The 15,620-nt window shown below is 74.5% G+C and carries 17 protein-coding genes; 7 read left to right on the top strand and 10 right to left on the bottom strand.

What is annotated here, in order from left to right; all coding sequences use genetic code 11:
- Positions 1–77: 77 nt before the first annotated feature.
- Entirely contained in the window at positions 78–398 is a 321-nt protein-coding gene (locus tag VSR01_RS20765; protein ID WP_326450676.1) for a hypothetical protein, read from the top strand.
- The gene (locus VSR01_RS20760; RefSeq protein WP_326450675.1) at positions 395–532 is read left to right on the top strand and encodes a hypothetical protein; all 138 of its coding nucleotides are present in this window, start codon (positions 395–397) and stop codon (positions 530–532) included. Before VSR01_RS20765 ends, VSR01_RS20760 begins: the two co-directional genes overlap by 4 nt.
- A 106-nt stretch (positions 533–638) precedes the next feature.
- Here VSR01_RS20760 and VSR01_RS20755 read toward each other — a convergent pair whose 3' ends face one another.
- The gene (locus VSR01_RS20755) at positions 639–986 is read right to left on the bottom strand and encodes a hypothetical protein (protein WP_326450674.1); all 348 of its coding nucleotides are present in this window, start codon (positions 984–986) and stop codon (positions 639–641) included.
- A gap of 29 nt (positions 987–1,015) precedes the next feature.
- Positions 1,016–1,915 (bottom strand): radical SAM protein, encoded by a 900-nt coding sequence (locus tag VSR01_RS20750; protein ID WP_326450673.1) that lies wholly within the window; start codon positions 1,913–1,915, stop codon positions 1,016–1,018.
- Between the two features lie 203 nt (positions 1,916–2,118).
- Between VSR01_RS20750 and VSR01_RS20745 the strand changes: the two genes are divergently transcribed.
- Both VSR01_RS20745 and VSR01_RS20740 read left to right on the top strand, forming a co-directional pair.
- The gene (locus VSR01_RS20745) at positions 2,119–2,862 is read left to right on the top strand and encodes a helix-turn-helix domain-containing protein (RefSeq protein WP_326450672.1); all 744 of its coding nucleotides are present in this window, start codon (positions 2,119–2,121) and stop codon (positions 2,860–2,862) included.
- A gap of 3 nt (positions 2,863–2,865) precedes the next feature.
- On the top strand, positions 2,866–3,336 hold the full coding sequence (locus VSR01_RS20740) for an NUDIX hydrolase (RefSeq protein WP_326450671.1): 471 nt from the start codon (positions 2,866–2,868) through the stop codon (positions 3,334–3,336).
- A gap of 194 nt (positions 3,337–3,530) precedes the next feature.
- Here the strand turns inward: VSR01_RS20740 and VSR01_RS20735 are convergent, their stop codons facing one another.
- The gene (locus VSR01_RS20735) at positions 3,531–3,941 is read right to left on the bottom strand and encodes a hypothetical protein (protein WP_326450670.1); all 411 of its coding nucleotides are present in this window, start codon (positions 3,939–3,941) and stop codon (positions 3,531–3,533) included.
- Here VSR01_RS20735 and VSR01_RS20730 point away from each other — a divergent pair.
- Positions 3,916–4,269, top strand: coding sequence for a DUF4232 domain-containing protein (locus tag VSR01_RS20730; RefSeq protein ID WP_326450669.1), 354 nt, complete (start codon positions 3,916–3,918; stop codon positions 4,267–4,269). The genes VSR01_RS20735 and VSR01_RS20730 overlap by 26 nt on opposite strands.
- A gap of 130 nt (positions 4,270–4,399) precedes the next feature.
- Here the strand turns inward: VSR01_RS20730 and VSR01_RS20725 are convergent, their stop codons facing one another.
- Positions 4,400–4,810 carry an organic hydroperoxide resistance protein gene (locus VSR01_RS20725; protein WP_326450668.1) on the bottom strand — a complete coding sequence of 137 codons (411 nt, stop codon included), beginning with the start codon at positions 4,808–4,810 and terminating at the stop codon, positions 4,400–4,402.
- 367 nt (positions 4,811–5,177) lie between these two features.
- On the opposite strand from VSR01_RS20725, the gene VSR01_RS20720 reads away from it, so the two are divergent.
- Complete coding sequence (locus VSR01_RS20720) at positions 5,178–5,489, top strand: MarR family winged helix-turn-helix transcriptional regulator (RefSeq protein ID WP_442785507.1); 312 nt, start codon at positions 5,178–5,180, stop codon at positions 5,487–5,489.
- 70 nt (positions 5,490–5,559) lie between these two features.
- Here the strand turns inward: VSR01_RS20720 and VSR01_RS20715 are convergent, their stop codons facing one another.
- Positions 5,560–8,169, bottom strand: coding sequence for a BTAD domain-containing putative transcriptional regulator (locus VSR01_RS20715; protein ID WP_326450667.1), 2,610 nt, complete (start codon positions 8,167–8,169; stop codon positions 5,560–5,562).
- 431 nt (positions 8,170–8,600) lie between these two features.
- Between VSR01_RS20715 and VSR01_RS20710 the strand changes: the two genes are divergently transcribed.
- Positions 8,601–9,536: an alpha/beta fold hydrolase gene (locus VSR01_RS20710; RefSeq protein ID WP_326450666.1), complete on the top strand. Its 936-nt coding sequence runs from the start codon at positions 8,601–8,603 to the stop codon at positions 9,534–9,536.
- Positions 9,537–9,608: 72 nt separating this feature from the next.
- Here VSR01_RS20710 and VSR01_RS20705 read toward each other — a convergent pair whose 3' ends face one another.
- The 5 genes from VSR01_RS20705 to VSR01_RS20685 form a co-directional block, all read right to left on the bottom strand.
- A complete protein-coding gene (locus VSR01_RS20705) occupies positions 9,609–10,958 on the bottom strand; it encodes a KAP family P-loop NTPase fold protein (protein WP_326450665.1) in 1,350 nt (449 codons plus the stop codon).
- A gap of 138 nt (positions 10,959–11,096) precedes the next feature.
- Positions 11,097–12,410, bottom strand: a complete 1,314-nt coding sequence (locus tag VSR01_RS20700) for an MFS transporter (RefSeq protein ID WP_326450664.1) — start codon at positions 12,408–12,410, stop codon at positions 11,097–11,099.
- Positions 12,410–13,063: a GNAT family N-acetyltransferase gene (locus VSR01_RS20695; protein WP_326450663.1), complete on the bottom strand. Its 654-nt coding sequence runs from the start codon at positions 13,061–13,063 to the stop codon at positions 12,410–12,412. Before VSR01_RS20695 ends, VSR01_RS20700 begins: the two co-directional genes overlap by 1 nt.
- Positions 13,064–14,308: a type III PLP-dependent enzyme gene (locus VSR01_RS20690; protein WP_326450662.1), complete on the bottom strand. Its 1,245-nt coding sequence runs from the start codon at positions 14,306–14,308 to the stop codon at positions 13,064–13,066.
- Positions 14,302–15,618 carry a DUF6271 family protein gene (locus VSR01_RS20685; protein ID WP_326450661.1) on the bottom strand — a complete coding sequence of 439 codons (1,317 nt, stop codon included), beginning with the start codon at positions 15,616–15,618 and terminating at the stop codon, positions 14,302–14,304. Before VSR01_RS20685 ends, VSR01_RS20690 begins: the two co-directional genes overlap by 7 nt.
- Between the last annotated feature and the right edge of the window lie 2 nt (positions 15,619–15,620).

Raw genomic sequence — 15,620 nt, 5'->3', positions numbered from 1 at the left:
CGAAGACTCTGTTCCGCGGCGCAGGGCATGCGCCGCGACAACACCCTCACGCGGAACCCACGGGGAAGGAACGGCACATGAACGCTCACAGGGCCTTCGCGCTCGCCGCGTCGGCACTCGCACTCAGCGGCGGCCTCATGGTGGGTGGGGCCACCGACGCGGGAGCCTCCACCGCTCACCGGGACTCGCCGGCGGCCTCGCAGGCGGCCTCGCAGGCCGCCTCGCAGGCCGCCTCGTCCGTCACCCACAAGACCAGGCTCTGGACGCAGGTGTCCGGGGGACACAACGGGTACACCGACATCACCCACACCTACACGGCGGTCGGCCACGGCTACTACCAGGGCGTGATGAAGGGGTGTTCAGGGTCGACGGCACGCTCGGCGGCTGGTCCCGGGTGACGATCAGCAACACGACGTTCAACAGGAACTACAGCCACGCCAAGAAGGTGTCCGCGCGGATCTGCCTGCACCGGGCGGGCGTGCCCATCCACCTGTACTCCGGGGTGTCCTACTGCAGCGCCTGGTGGGGGTGAGGAACGCCGCGGCGAGCCCTCGTCGTCGCGGGCGACGACGAGGGAGGTGTCCCGCAGCGGCTCGCGGTCACGGTAGGCGGGACTCGTAGGACCGGAGGCGCGCTGGTCAGCGCCGGGCGGGCAGGAGAACGTCCTGCGCGCGAAGCTCGGCCAGCCGCCGCTGGTAGAGGGGACCGGCGACGTGTGCCGCCCGCGCCTCGCTGGGTGCGGCCTGTTCGATCAGGTGATGGGCCACGGCTTTGAGGTGGGCCGACCACGCCAGGACATGCTGCTGGGCGCTCCGGCCGCACTCCTGCGGTTCCCCGGGAAGGCAGAGCGGCAGCGTCGGCCCGACCTTGTTCGCCGCGTGCCTGATGTATCCCGCGACCCTGGCCCACTCCTCCTCGGTGCGCTGCACGGCACCGGCGCCGCGGTCCGCGTCCCACCGGCCGAAATCGTCCCCGTGATCGTCCATCGGCGTTCTCCTGGTGATATCTCAGCGTGTCACGCGGGCGGTTCGATCGTAGCCACGCCGCCTGCCTCTTTCGGGTCGCAGTGCCCCACGGACGGGACGCACGGACCGCACGGACCGCACATCGGGAGGAATTGCGGCGGGGTGCACGTCTGCGCACCTTGCCCGTGGACGGCGGCGATGTCGGCGACAACGGCCGCCATGCGCTGCCCACCCCATATCTCGGACAGCCGCGACTCCAGCACGTTGCCCACGGTGAGGAAGCGGCCCAGCACGCACGGCCACACGTCTCCGGTCGGACCGATGGCGCACTTCTCGTGGGCGCAGTGTCCGCACAGATCACCGATAGCCGGGGCGGCGCCCCTGCCCGCCCGGCCGAATGCTCGTGTGCGGTCCCCGCCGACGGTGCCGATCCCGAGCCCTGAGAGGTCGCTCGCCGCCTCTTGGACGCGCTGCCCTTCCCGCACGGCAACCACGCCTGCGCGCAGTGGAATGCCGAGGCTGAGCGCCTTCTGCACGTTCTGCCGCGTGCGCTTGTGGGAGCCGCGCAACTTCGTCACCGCGTCGTGGTCGGCGGCGTCGTCGGAATAGTACGACGTGGCAAGACGAACGCCGCATTCCGTGAACGTCTCCCACAACTCGTCCCGGACGTGCGACATGTTCGAGAACACCTCCACGGACAGCCCTGCGCCTCGCGCGTGCCGGATCAACTCCGGGAGGTCCGGATACAGCGTCGGCTCACCGCCGATGAACTGAACGTCCAGCGTGCCCATCTCCGAGAGCTGGTCGATCACGTTCGTCCAGGCGGCGACGGTCATGGTGCCGTGCGTCCCCCTCGGCGACGAGTCCGCGTAGCAGTGATCGCAGAACTCGTTGCACAATCCCGTCACTTCGAGCCACGCGAACCTCGGCCCGCGTCGCTCAGAAATCATCCCGGCACCCCCACGGCTGAGCTACCCACTCGGCGATTTCCAGGCAGTCGCGCCCCGCGCCGCTCGCGTGTTCGCGGGACTTCACCGTGCGAGGATCGTCGGGAACACGAGGACACGAGAACCGCCGGCACGGAACACTTGGAGACGTCCCAGGGCAGGCAGAACGTCCCCGCGAACGTCCGCGACTTCGGGGGGGAGGCCGAGTGCAGAACGAGAGGTTGAGGGCCGCCATGTCGGCGGGGGGCTGGACCCATGCCGGCCTGGCAGCAATGGTGGAAGTCGATCCGAAGTCAGTGGAGAGATGGGTCAACCTCGGCAGGACCCCCCGCCTGCGCACCGCCGTCCGCGCCGCTGAGGCGATAGGGGAAGACGTGTTCACACTTTGGCCGAAACTTCGGCAGCCGCGTGCGGCACGAGCCGTGAGCCCGGAGTTGATCGCGCTGCACGAGAAGCGCGCTGACCTGCCGGTTTCAGCTTTCATCGACCTGTTCGCACAGGCGCGCGAGACCATCGGGATTCTCGTGTACGCCGCCGTCTTCCTCCACGAAGCGTATCCGCGGCTCAACGATCTCTTAGCCGAGCGGGCCGCGGAAGGATGCACCATCAGGATCGCGCTCGGCGACGCCGACAGTCCCCACGTGCAACAGCGGGGTCAGGAGGAGACATTCGGCCACGGCATCGAGTCCCGCTGCCGACTGGCGTTGATGCACTACCGTCCGCTCCTCGGCGTTCCAGGGGTCGAGATTCGAACCCACGGAACCACCTTGTACAACAGCATCTACCGCGCCGACGACCAGATGCTGGTCAACGCCCACGTATGGGGAGTGAACGCCTACGCCGCACCGGTCTGGCATCTTCGACAGGCGGAGGGGAGCGGAGTCTTCAGCGGGTATGCGAGGAGTTTCGACGAAGTCTGGAGCACGGCGAAACCCGTACCGGAGGGCTGAGGAGTGGCGCGAACCGAATATTACGACGACCCGAGATCACCGGCACCGAACAGCTTGGTCGTCGCGGCTTCAGCCGTTGTCACCGACGACGAGGGCCGCGTGCTGCTGCAGCGGCGCAAGGACAACCGTCTGTGGGCGCTCCCCGGAGGCGGCATGGAAATGACCGATTCGTTGCCCGGAGCAGCGGTACGGGAGGTCAAGGAGGAAACGGGCCTGGACGTGGAGATCACGGGTCTGGTCGGTACGTACACGGACCCTCGCCATATCATCGCGTACAGCGACGGAGAAGTGCGCCGACAGTTCAATGTGTGCTTCACCGCCCGGATCATCGGTGGATCCCTCGCCATATCCGATGAATCGACGGAGCTCCGGTTCGTCGCGCCGAGCGAGATCGACACTTTGCCGATGCACCATACCCAGCGGCTGAGACTGGATCACTTTCTAGAACAGCGCGCTGCTCCGTACCTGGGGTGAGGGCACCGGTTCCTCCCCAGGCCCGGGACCGGCCGGCGTGGGGCCCGGACTCGGGACCGGCCGGGCGGCCAGGCGCCGGCCCGGGCCCCGGGGGCGACGGATGTCGCGTGGGGGTGGGGGTTTTGTCCCTGGGTGGTAACGCTCGTTCATGGTGGGGCGCTGCGTGGGCAGGATGGTCAGTGGCGCCCCGGGCGTCACTGACTGCACTCAGGGAAGAGGGCCACCATGCGTTTCAGGAACGTCCGCCGCGGCGGAGCTGCCGTGCTGCTGGTCGGCGCCGGACTGGCGCTGGCGGCGTGCGGGTCGAACGACGACGCGTCGAACGCCGCGTCGTCGTCCTCGGTCTCCGCCTCGTCCACGCCGTCCGCGCCGTCCGCGCCGTCGCCGTCCGTCACGCCCACCGGGACGTCCGGCTCGGCGTCCGCGCCCAGCGGCTCCTCGGGCTCGGGGACCTCGGGCGGCGCCGCGCCGTCGTCGACCTCGGGCCCGCGCTCCGCCGCCGGCGGCATCGTGCCCGCGTGCGCGACCAGCCACCTGCGGACGACGACCACGGGCACCAACAGCGGCGCGGGCAGCACGATGTTCCAGCTGGTCTTCCAGAACACTGGGAGCGCGCCGTGCACGCTGCACGGCTACCCCGGCGTGTCCTTCGTCAAGGCCCACAACGTCCAGCTGGGCAAGGCCGCCGCCCGCACCGGCGGCGCCACCCCGGTCGTGACGCTGATCCCCAACGCCCACGCGTACGCCGATGTGCGGACCGTCAACGGCGTGGGCGGCTACGACCCCTCGCAGTGCGACCTGACCACCGTGCCCACCCTGCGGATCTACCCGCCGAACCAGACCGAGTCCACGAACATCCCGTGGAACACCAAGGAGTGCGTCGGCCCCGGCGTGCAGAACCTCGAGGTCGGCCCGGTGCACGGCAACAAGTAGGGGAAGCAGGGGGGCCGCCTCCCGGCGACGGGGCGCGTCGCGACGGCGGGCCGCTCCGGCCGGGTGCCAGGGCCGCCGCCAGCGCCCGGGCGCCCGCCCCCGCCGGGCGCGCGCCGACGACACGCGCCGACTACTCGACGACGAGGTCGACCGTGATGTTGCCCCGCGTCGCCTTGGAGTACGGGCACAGCTGGTGCGCGCGCTCGACCAGCTCGCGTGCGGTGTCCGCCGGGATGCTGTCGGGCACCTCGACCCGCAGGGTGACGGTCAGGCCGAAGCTCTCGCCCTCGGGGCCGATGCCGACCTCCGCGGTCACCGAGGCGTCCTTGGTGTCGACCTTCGCCTTCTGGCCGGCCAGGCCGAGCGCGCTGGCGAAACAGGCCGCGTACCCCGCGGCGAACAGCTGCTCCGGGTTGGTCCCCTCGCCGTCGCCCCCGAGGGCGGGCGGGAAGGCCAGCTTCAGGTCCAGCCGGCCGTCGGAGCTGACGGCGCGGCCGTCACGGCCGTTGGCGGTGGCTGCGGCGGTGTAGAGGACGTCCATCAGGGGTCTCCCCTCATCTGCGGACCCGGCCGTTCCGGACCCGACACCAGAAGTGAAGCACGCAATTGAGTTGTGCGCAACTGAACTGTGGAAAACCGAATGCCGCCGTAGACTGGCCCCATGAAGCCGACCGCCGACGACGCCCGGACCGCGGCGGGCGTTCCCCCCGAGAGCCTCCCGACCGCGGACGCGGCGCCCCCGCCGGCCCCACCGCCGACCCCGCGCCCCCGCCGGCCCCACCGCGGGAGGCGCGCTGCGCCTGGAGGACCAGCTCTGCTTCGCGCTGCACGCCGCGTCACGTGCCTACGACGGCCTGTACCGCAGCCTGCTGAAGGAGTCCGGCCTCACCTATCCGCAGTATCTGGTGATGCTCGTGCTCTGGCAGTACGGCCCGCTGTCGGTCAAGGAGCTGGGCACCCGGCTGCGCCTGGACTCCGGCACGCTCTCGCCGCTGGTCCGCCGGCTGGAGTCGGCCGGCCTGGTGCGGCGCGAACGCAGCGCGCAGGACGAGCGCTCGGTGATCGTCCGGCTCACCCCGGCGGGCGAGCAGATGCGCACCACGATCGACGCGGTCCCGCAGGCCATCGCCGCCGCCACCGGCCTCACCCGCGCCGAGGCCACCGCGCTGGTCGCCGAACTCGCCGCGCTCACCGCCCGGTTGGAGAAGGCGACGCCCTGACGGCGAGGGTCACGCCCCGCCGGACGCGGGCGCGCCGCCATTCGCGATCTCCCGGCTGTGATGCGACGCGTCACGCCCCGCCCGGCGCGGGCGCGCCGGACCCCGCGGCCGGGGCGGCGCCCGGCCTCGACCCCGCCTCCAGGTGCGCCGCGACCGGCCCGAGCGTGACCAACCCGCTCGCGCCGCCCCCCAGTTCGCCCGCCGCCGGCGCGAGAGCGGTACGGGCCCGGTCCGCCGCCTCACGGTCCCCCACCGCGACCGCCGCGCGCAGCGCCAGGCACCACATCGCCTCGGTCATCAAGTCGCCGGGCGGATCGGGCAGTTCGCGCACCGCCGCAGCCGCCTCCGCCCGCCGCCCGCGCGCCAGCAGCAGGAACGGCCGCGCCCACGGCTCGTAGGGGCCGTACCAGCGGTACGGGTCGGGTCCGGCCCCCGTCCGCGCGTCCGCGTCCGCTTCCGGGCCCGCCGGTCCGTTTCCGCCCCCGGCCACGTCCGGCCGCGGCGCCGTGGCCGCTCCCGTGACCCACGCGAAGTCGGGGTCCATGTCCGCGTCGGCGCGCAGGAGTTGGGCGTGGCGCAGCCGCAGGCAGAGCAGGGCCAACGGGAGCAGGCCGCGCTCCAGCCCTGGCATCCCCGCGCCGTCGAGCAGCGCCGCCGCGTCGCGGTACGCCGCCTCGGCCGCCGCCGTGTCCGGGCGCGGACCCGCGGGTGAGCCGGGGCCCGGACCGTCGGGCGCGGGCGAACCCGGCCCGGGACCCGCGGCCGCCGACGTCTCCGCGAGCCGCATCGCGCGGTACCACGACGTGAACACCCCGACCAGCGGCAGCTCGTGGCGCGCGGCGAGGCGGTCCGCCGCGTCGGCGTGGGCGTCGGCGGCGCGGAAGTCGGCGAGCCCGGCGCGGGCCTGGAGCCGTACGAGACGGCCGAGCACCTCGTAGGTGACGAGCCCGGACCGGGCGGCCAGGTCGACGAGTTCGGCGCCGATCGCGTCCCGGCGCGGGGCCAGCCCGGTGCGGTCGAAGGTCTGCATGAAGACGCCGTTGAGGGCGAAGGCGAGCAGCGCGGGGTCGTCCAGGTCGCGGGCGAGGCGCTCGGCCTGCCGGGCGGCCTGCGGGCCGCGCGCCGAGTGCGTGCCGCGCGACTCCAGCGCGACCGTGGCCAGCAGCCGGGCCCGCGCGGCCGGGTGCGCGCCCGGCGGGAGGGCGGCCAGGGCGCGCTCGGCGGCGGCCGTGACCCGCGCGGCCTGCTCCGGATCGTCCACCCGGGTCCAGATCGCCGGCACGTCGTACGCGCCGATGACCCGCGCGGTCAGCTCGGGGTCGCCCAGCTCCTCGGCCGCGGCGACGGCGGCGACGCGGTGGGCGCGCGCGGCCCGCAGGCCCTGGCCGCCGGTGACCGCGAGGTCGCGCAGCAGGCCGACCGTCGACTCCAGCCGCGCCCGTGCCCCGGCGCCCACCGCCCGGTCGTACGCGGCGGCCGCCCCGGCCCACACCCGCTCGACGGAATCCCCCCGGCCGGCGGAATCCCCCCGCTCGACGGAATCCCCCCGGCCGCGGGGTTCCCCTGACCGGCCGCCGGGCTCCCGCGGACCGGCGGGTTCGTCCGGACCGCGGGGCTCGTCCGGACCGCCGGACTCCCGGGGGCTGCCTGGTTCACGTCGGCCGCCGGGACCGCCGGGACTGCCCGGCCCTCCGCTGGGGTCGCCGGGCCCGTCCAGGCCACCGGACCCGCCCAGGCCACCGGGCCCGCCCGGGCCACCGGGCCCGCCAGGACCGGGGGGCTCGCCGCCGCCCTCCAGGTGCCGCGCCTGCGCCAGGACGTCCGCCTCCAGGCGGCGCAGCGCCGGTCCCGGGTCGACGCCCAGCTGCTCGACCAGCAGGGTGCGGGCGCGGCGGAGCACGGCGAGGGCGTCGCCCTGGCGGCCGGTGCGGTAGAGGGCGAGCGCCAGCAGGCGCCAGGCGTCCTCGCGCCACGGGTGCTCGGCCACATGGGCGTCCAGATCGGGGACGGCCCGGGCCGCGTCCCCGAGCGCGAGGAGCGCCTCCGCGCGGCGCTCGACCGCGTGCAGGCGCAGCTCGCCCAGCCGGGCGCGCTCCCCCCGGGCCCACGCCTGGCCGGCGAAGTCCGCGTACGCCGGGCCGCGCCACCGGCCCAGCGCCTCGTCCAGCCGCGCGAGCGCCCGCGCGGGCGGGCCGGCCGCCGCGTCGGCCACCTCCCGCTCGAACCGCCACGCGTCCACCGCGTCCGGCGCGGCCCGCAGCGCGTAGCCGGGGCCCTCGGTGACCAGCAGCGCGGCCGGCGCGCGCGGCGGGCGGTCCGGCTCCAGCGCGCGGCGCAGCGCCGCGACGAACGTGCGCACCGCGCCCACCGGGTCCGCCGGGATCCCCGTCCGGCCGCGCGGCCCGCCCGCGCGCTCCGCCTCGCCCACCGGGCCGCCGGTCAGATCACCGGCCCGGTCCTGCCATGCGGCCTGTCCCTGGCCCTGCCACGCGACCTCCCACGCGTCCTCCCACGCGTCCTCCCACAGGTCCTCGACCAGCCGCGCGACCGGCACGACACGGCGGCGCGCGACGATCAGCCGGGCCAGCACGGCGCGGTGCCGCGGCCCCTTCAGCGCGATCGGGCCACCGGCGGCGTCCCACGCGGCCACCGGCCCCAGCACACCGAAACCGACCTGCACGCCCGGCTCCCTCCGCCTCCCGGCCCGTCCTCCCGACCCGTCGCCCGCCCGCGGGACCGTACGGCCGGCGCGGCCCGTACGCCCGCCCGCGCGGTTCCCACGCTCCGGCCCGTACGAACCGCAACCGCGCACCGCCCGCACGCCGCGCACCGCCCGCACGCCGCGCACCGCCCGCGCACCGCCCGCGCGGCGGCCCGCCTCCGGGCGCCCCGGACGGCGTCGTCCCTGGTCACGGTAGCGCGCCCGACCGACAGCGGCCCGGCGGCAACCCGGCGGCAACCCGGCGGGAGCCCGGCGCCGACCCGCCGACGTCCCGCCGCTCACCGGATGCTCATCCGCGGGCCGCAAGGTGGACGTACCGGCGGAGGTACGGGCCGGCGCCCGGCCCGCGCACCCTCCGTACCGGCCACACCGCCCACGAAAGGCCCGCCATGACCGCCTCACCGGCCCCCACCCCCGCGACCCCCGCCGTCCCCTCGGCCCCGGTTCCGCCCGCCGCGATCCCCGGGTTCGCCTACCACCGCGTCCCCGTCGCGGACGGCGTCCGGCTCAACGCCGCCGTCGCCAGCGCCGGCTCCCCCGTGGTCCTGCTGCACGGCTTCCCGCAGACGCACCTGATGTGGCGGCACGTCGCCGCCGACCTCGCGGCCGACCACACGGTGATCTGCCCCGACCTGCGCGGCTACGGCGCGAGCGACAAGCCGGCCGAGGCGGGCCCCGACACGTATGCCAAGCGCACGATGGCCGCGGACGTGGTGGCGCTGGCGAAGGCGCTCGGGCACGACCGGTTCGCGCTGGCCGGGCACGACCGCGGCGCGCTGGTGGCGTTCCGCGCCGGGCTCGACCACCCGGCCGCCGTGACGCACCTGGCCTGCCTCGACGTGCTGCCGACGCTCGACATGTGGGAGGTGATGCACGGCGCCAGCGCGGCCGTGGGGTTCCACCTCTACCTGATGGCGCAGCCGCCCGGGCTGCCCGAGCGGATGATCGCCGCCTCCTCCGACGACTTCTTCGGCCACTTCCTGGACATCTGGACGGGCGACCCCGGCGCGATCCCCGCCGACGTCCGCGCCGCCTACCTCGACGCCTGCCGGGCCGCCGTCCCGTCGATCGTCGCGGACTACCGCGCCTCGGCCGGTGTCGACGTCGACCACGACCGAGCCGACCGGGAGGCCGGCCGCTGGCTGCGGATGCCGGTCACCGTGCTCCAGCAGGACTGGGGCGCGGCGCTCGGCTTCGACGCGGCGGCCCTGTGGCGCTCCTGGGCGCCGGACCTGCGCCACGTCCCCGTGTCCTACGGCCACTTCATGGCCGAGGAGGCGCCGGCGGAAGTCGCCGCGGCACTGCGGGAGCTGCTGACCCGCTGAGGCCGGTCCCGTCCGCCGCGGCGCGGCGGTACGACGCGGCCGGCCGCACCGGACGGTGCGGGGACCGCCCGGTCACACGATGTCGAACGGGGACGGGGAGGACGACCGGCTCAGGGAGGAGGGCACCGGCGGGGTCGGCGGCGTGGTGGGGCCGAGGGACCGCTGGACCGTGCTGACCATGGCGCGCACCAGCGGGCCCTCGGGCGCCCGGGGAGGGTCGTACATGCCCAGCCCGGCCTCCAGCAGCCGCAGCAGTTGCTCGTCCTGGGTGAACCGGCGTAATGGGGACGGGAGTTGGGACACCAGGGTGTCCCGCTGTGCGGGGCGGCGCATGGCGACCGCGGCGAACCCCTCCAGCAGCCGCCAGTAGTCGGGCTCGCGGCTCAGCGCGTGGTAGAAGTCCCGGTGCCGGCTGCGGATCAACAGCAGCTCGGTGAACAGCAGGGTGTCGACCCGCAGTTCGTCGTCCGCGGCGGCGCCGATGCTCCTGCGGTAGATGAGCATGGTCAGGTTGAGCATGTTGAGGAACCGCTTGATCCGGCGCGGGTTGGTGCCCAGCTCGATCTGGAGCAGGTCCCAGAACGCCGCGGCGTCCGCGCCGGACAGCGGGACGTGCGCCGCGTACGCGGTCCTGAGCGTCTCGAAGTCCACCTCGGGCAGGAAGAACGGGAACTGGACGATCTTGTCCAGGTACGCCATGCCGGAGGCCGCCTCGCCGGGCGCGCCGGACAGGGCGCCGGCGAACTTGTTGGCGGCGGCGGCCGCGAGCACGTCCACGTCCAGTGCCAGCACGAACACGCACCGCGACTCGCCCAGGAAGAGCTTGAGGGACTCCAGCACGGTCAGCGCGGCGTCGGGCGTGCAGCGGTCGAGGTCGTCGACGAAGACCACCAGCCGCCCGTCCTCGCCGACGAACTCGCGTACCGCGGCGGCGAAGTCGTGCTCGAACCGGTTGATCTGCCGGTACTCCTCGGAGTCGGTGGCGCTGAAGTCGTCCAGCAGCCGGTTGACCTGGTCGCCGCCGACCACGCCGCCGGTGGCCAGGGAGGCGGCGTGGCCGAGGCCGGCCCGCAGCGAGAGCCATGTCGCGGCCCTGGCCAGCCTCCTGGCCCGCTCGCGCAGGCCCTCCTGCTGCTCCATCTCGGCCAGCACGCTGTGCAGCAGCGCCGCCCAGACCTCCACCTTGCGGTCGTACTTCCAGGGGTTGAACCAGATCGTCCGGTCCGGGCCGCCCTCGGCGAACAGGCTCCGCCACAGGCCCAGGAAGCTGGACTTGCCCGCGCCCCACGACCCGAACACCCCGACCGTCAGCGGCAGCGGACTCGCCGCCGCGACGGACTCGTGCAGCGCCTCCACCAGCGGCAGGAACTCGAACGCGTCGTCCGCGCCCATGGTGACGGGGTTGTCGGTCAGCGGGCGCAACGGTGTACCTCCGGTGATTCCGGTACGGCGGCGGGCGAATCCCCCTTTCCCGCCGCGCCCGCGCACCCAAACGCCGCCGGGTGCGTAGATCCTCTGGTCACACCGGCGGTCGCCGACGAGCGGGCGCCGCGCGGCCGGTCAGACCTCGGCCGCCGCCGGCTGCGCGGCGGCGGCCGGCGCGCTCTCGCGCGGCGTCCAGCGGATGCGCGTCGCGCACACCGAGACCAGCAGCGCGGTGGCGGCCACGGCGGCCATGCCCCAGACGAGCCCGCTGCCGTTGGCGATGAAGCCGATCACCGGCGGGCCGGCCAGCAGCCCGGTGGTGCCCATGGTGGCCACCACGGTCAGCGCGTCGGAGCCGTTCTTGGCGGCGGCGACGTAGACGCACGGGGTGACCGCGGCGATGCCGAGGCCGACGCAGGCGAAGCCGAGCAGCGCGGGCACCACGCCGCCGGTGACCAGCGCCAGCGCGAGTCCGAGGCCGGCCAGCGCGCTGCCGACGCGGACGATCCGCCCGTCGCCCCAGCGGCCGCGCCACCCGTCGGCGAAGATCCGCGCGAGCACCATCATCGTGGAGACCACCGCGATGCCCATCGGCGCCACCTCCGCGGAGGCCTTGGCGACTTCCTTCATGTACAGCGCCGACCAGTCGTTCATCGCGCCCTCGGTGACCGTGCCGAAGACCATCGCCGCGCCGAGCCACAGCGTCGCCTTCGACGGCACGGTCCAGCGGCGCTTCTTCCGTCCGGCGTCCGCGCCCGCCCCGGCCGGGGAGTCGGCCGCGCCGTCGGCGACGATAGCGGCGTCAGCGGCGTCCGCGCCCCGCGAGCCCTCGGCGTCCGCGCCGTCCGCGTCCGCCGTCCCGCCCGCCGCCTCCTGCGTGCCGTCCTCGGTCAGCAGCCCGGTCCTGGCGTAGCCGACCAGCAGCAGGAGCAGCGCGGCGGCCACGCCGAAGTGGACGATCAGCGTGGACGTCGCGGCGTTCATGCCCGACGCCAGCAGCGCCGCGCCCAGCGAGCCGCCGCTGAAGGTGGCGTGCAGCTTGGCCATCGCGTTGCGCTCGTAGGCCACTTCGAGCGCGGCGCCCTGCGCGTTCATCGCCACGTTCAGACCGCCGACCAGCGCGCCGTCCACGAGCATCACCGCGAGCGCGACCGGGTAGTCCGGCAGACCGGACATCGCGAGCAGCAGCAGCGCCAGGCACGTCGCGGAGCCGAGCGCGAGCCGCCGCGAGCCGAGCCGCCGCATCAGCAGCGCGACCAGCGGGAAGGTGCCGACCGCGCCGATGCCGGTGGCCATCAGCAGCAGGCCCACCTCGGCGGCGCTCAGGCCCAGGTCGGACTTGATCGCGGGCAGCCGCGACGCCCAGGTGGCGTACTGGAAGCCCAGCGAGCAGAACAGCGCGGCGGTGGCCAACTGCCCCCGGCGGAACGGATCGTCGACGCGCAGCATCAGGCGCCCCCCACTTCGTCTGGTGTCGGTGTGCCGGCCGTCCGCAGCGGCAGGGACATGTACACGGAATCCGGGCCGTAGCCGCCGGAGTCGACCGCGCCCTCGTGCGCGCGGAAGCCGGCGGCCGACCAGAAGGTGTGGCTGCCGCCGACGGCGACCAGCGAGATCCGCTCGAACCCCTGCCGCGCCGCGTCCGCGGTCAGCCGGCCGAGCATCCGCCGGCCCAGCCCGCGCCCGCGCAGGTCGGCGGCGATCACCAGGTCGTGCAGGTGGAGGTTGGCCGAGCGGAAGACCGTCTGCTCGCCGCGGCTCAACTCCGGGTAGGCGGAGGGCGGGTAGGGCAGCGCGAGCAGATAGCCGGCGGTGCGCCCGCCGACGTCGAGCGCGAGGCAGGTGTCCGGCGAGGCGCGGACCTTGGACTCCAGCGGGGCCCGGCCCTCGCTGATGCCCAGCGGGGTGTACGCGGCGGCTTCGAGCGCCACGATGGCGTCCCAGTCGCCGTCCGCGATACGCCGGACGCGCACGCCGGGCTCGGCGCGCGCGCCCCGCGGACTTCCGTCGTGCGTGCCGCCGGCGCCGTACGAACCGCTGTCCGCGCGGCCGTTCACACCGCCACCCGCGCCGTCACCGCCGGCCCTTGCCTCGCTTGCCATCTACGCGCCCCCGTCCTCGTCGCCGCCCGGGCCGGCGGCCCGGTCAGCGGCCTCCTCGTCATCGCGCACGCACGTCCAGGGCAGCGGGCGAAAGCCGTTGAAGCCCTGGGTCATGTAACTGACCGCGTACGCACCGCTGGACAGCACCCACACCGGGTCGCCGGAGGCGAGGCCCGCCGGCACCCGGACCGGGCGGTGGCCGCTCGCGTACGCGTCGTCGCTGTCGCAGGTGGGTCCCGCGACGGTGACGGGCACCTGCGGGCCGTCCGGGTCGTAGCCGGGGAAGACCAGCCGGTACTGCAGCGCGTCCATCTCGTACAGGCCGTTGAACTTGCCGCAGCTCAGGTACAGCCAGCGCTCCGGCTCGCCCGAGGCGGTGTTGCGCACGGTCAGCCGGGCCACGTGGGCGCGCACCGCGCCGTGGTCGGCGACCAGGTGCCGGCCGGGCTCCACGACGAAGTCCAGCGGGCGCCCGGCCGCCTCGCGGCAGCGCTGCATGCCCTCGCGGATCACCGCGAACATCTTGTCCAGCGGCGGGTCCAGCGGCTCGCCGCGCCGGTCGAGGTAGCCCAGCGCGGGCAGCCCGCCGCCGAGGTCGAGGTAGCGCAGCGCGATGCCGCGCGCCCGCAGTTCGCCGATGCCCTCGGTCAGCAGGTCGAAGGCCCGGCACCACGCGCCGGCCGTCATCTGCTGCGAGCCGACGTGCACCGACAGGCCGGCCTCCAGGCCGGCCGCGCGGGCCTGTTCGAGCACCTGCACCGCGTCCGGCACGGTGCAGCCGAACTTCCCGGTCAGGCCCCACAGCGCGCCGCCGCCGTCGGTCGCCAGCCGGCAGAACACCCGAGAGCCGGGGGCGTGTTCGGCGATCGCGGCGACGTCCTCGCGGCTGTCGGTGGCGAAGTCGCGGATGCCCAGGCGGTAGGCGCGCGCGATGTCGGCGTCGGACTTGATGGTGTTGCCGTAGTGGATGGCCCCCGGCGGCACACCGCAGCGCAGCGCCTGTTCGATCTCCTCCAGGCTCGCGGCGTCGACGCCGCTGCCCTTGCGGGCCAGCGCGTCCAGCACCTCGTCGACCGGGCAGGCCTTGAGCGCGAACCGCACGGCCACGCCCGGCAGTTCGTCCAGCAGGGCGGCGTACCGCCGCTCGATCCCGGTGAGGTCGAAGACGATCCGGTCCTCGCCGGCCGCCGCGAGGGCGGATCGGAGCGCGCCGTCGGTGAGTCCCGGCATGGCGGTCGTCAGCATGGCGGGGCGTCGGTCCGTACCGCGGTGGCCTTCGCCGCGCCGACCAGGGCCGGCCAGACCTCGGTGAGCAGGGCGAAGTCCTCCATGGCGCGCCGGGCCTCGTCCAGCAGGCGTTCCCGCCGGTCGGCCAGGGACCGCGCGAACAGCGCGTACCTGCCGCCGAGCCGGCGGTAGGCGCGGTCCACGGCGTCCAGCCGCAGGACGTTGTCGCCGGTGTCCAACCGGCTGCTCTCCCACAGCAGTTCGGCCACGGCGGCGGTACGCACCCGGCCGTCGGCGTCGAGCAGCGAGGCGCCGGCCTCGGCCATCCGGTCGTAGACGACGTTCAGGTACAGCATCGACAGCAGGAACTTCACGAACCGCAGGTGGTACGCGGCGAATCCGGCGTCGGTGCGGCGTTCGCCGGTGTAGTAGTTGACGATGTCGCGGTTGTGCAGCACGCCGGGCAGCGTCGCGTCGTACACCAGGTGGATGAGGAAGTAGTCGCTGCCGATGGTGTCGGTGGCCGGCAGCAGCGGCACCTGCTCGTGCACGCCGTGGAAGGCGATGTTGCACATGTCCACCCGCATCGGGTCGACCAGGGTCAGCGTCGCGCGGTCCGCGGTGAACGGCGTCGTGCCGGCGCCGCGGAAGGAGTCGGCGGCGAACTCCCGCTTGCGCGTGGCCGGCCAGTCGAACGGCGCCCACAGGCCCACGACGTCGTGGTAGGTGTCCGGGTCGATGCGTTCCATCTCGGCGATGTCGACGGACATCTCGCCGATGAAGGAGGCGCCGACCAGCGACACCGTCTTGTCCAGGTGCCGCGGGTCGAGGTCGGTCGCGGTGACGTGCGCCGCCGCCTCGCGCGCGGGCCGGCCGATGGTGGCCAACTCGTGGTGGATCGGGTACACCGTCTCGCCGCCGACCCGCTGGTAGCGGCTGTCGGAGTCGCGACGGTGCACCGAGGCGCAGCCGAGCGCGGCGGCGATCAGGAACGCGCGGTTGGTGCAGGCGCCGTAGGACAGCCCGTCGGGCAGCATCAGGTCCAGCAGCAGGTCGGGCTTGTCCGCGCCGGAGCGGGTGATCGCCCGGCGCAGGAAGTCCCGTTGCTCCGCCTCGCCGAGGTGGTGCTTGACGACGTTGTCATGGCGCGGCAGTTCCCGCACGAGCGCGGCGTGCTCGGCCCGTACGGCGTCCGCGCACGAGTCGAGCACCAGCAGGTGCACCTCGGCGCCGAACCGCTCGGCGGCGTAGGCGGCTTCCTCGTGCAGCGCGGTGATCGCCTCGGCGCACGGCCGGTTGGTCGGCAGAGCCAGGCAGATGCGGCGCATGG

Origin of the sequence: Actinacidiphila sp. DG2A-62 (genome assembly GCF_035825295.1) — a bacterium.
In the GTDB taxonomy this organism is placed as follows: Bacteria; Actinomycetota; Actinomycetes; order Streptomycetales; family Streptomycetaceae; genus Actinacidiphila.
This window is presented reverse-complemented; position numbering and strand designations above follow the sequence as displayed.

What these genes read in the sequence shown, in the direction of transcription:
- VSR01_RS20700 (WP_326450664.1), bottom strand. Translation starts at nt 12,410, where the DNA reads ATGCTGCGCGTCGACGATCCGTTCCGCCGGGGGCAGTTGGCCACCGCC.
- VSR01_RS20720 (WP_442785507.1), top strand. Translation starts at nt 5,178, where the DNA reads ATGCTCGTGCTCTGGCAGTACGGCCCGCTGTCGGTCAAGGAGCTGGGC.
- VSR01_RS20710 (WP_326450666.1), top strand. Translation starts at nt 8,601, where the DNA reads ATGACCGCCTCACCGGCCCCCACCCCCGCGACCCCCGCCGTCCCCTCG.
- VSR01_RS20730 (WP_326450669.1), top strand. Translation starts at nt 3,916, where the DNA reads ATGTTCCAGCTGGTCTTCCAGAACACTGGGAGCGCGCCGTGCACGCTG.
- VSR01_RS20685 (WP_326450661.1), bottom strand. Translation starts at nt 15,618, where the DNA reads ATGCGCCGCATCTGCCTGGCTCTGCCGACCAACCGGCCGTGCGCCGAG.
- VSR01_RS20755 (WP_326450674.1), bottom strand. Translation starts at nt 986, where the DNA reads ATGGACGATCACGGGGACGATTTCGGCCGGTGGGACGCGGACCGCGGC.
- VSR01_RS20695 (WP_326450663.1), bottom strand. Translation starts at nt 13,063, where the DNA reads ATGGCAAGCGAGGCAAGGGCCGGCGGTGACGGCGCGGGTGGCGGTGTG.
- VSR01_RS20725 (WP_326450668.1), bottom strand. Translation starts at nt 4,810, where the DNA reads ATGGACGTCCTCTACACCGCCGCAGCCACCGCCAACGGCCGTGACGGC.
- VSR01_RS20750 (WP_326450673.1), bottom strand. Translation starts at nt 1,915, where the DNA reads ATGATTTCTGAGCGACGCGGGCCGAGGTTCGCGTGGCTCGAAGTGACG.
- VSR01_RS20765 (WP_326450676.1), top strand. Translation starts at nt 78, where the DNA reads ATGAACGCTCACAGGGCCTTCGCGCTCGCCGCGTCGGCACTCGCACTC.
- VSR01_RS20690 (WP_326450662.1), bottom strand. Translation starts at nt 14,308, where the DNA reads ATGCTGACGACCGCCATGCCGGGACTCACCGACGGCGCGCTCCGATCC.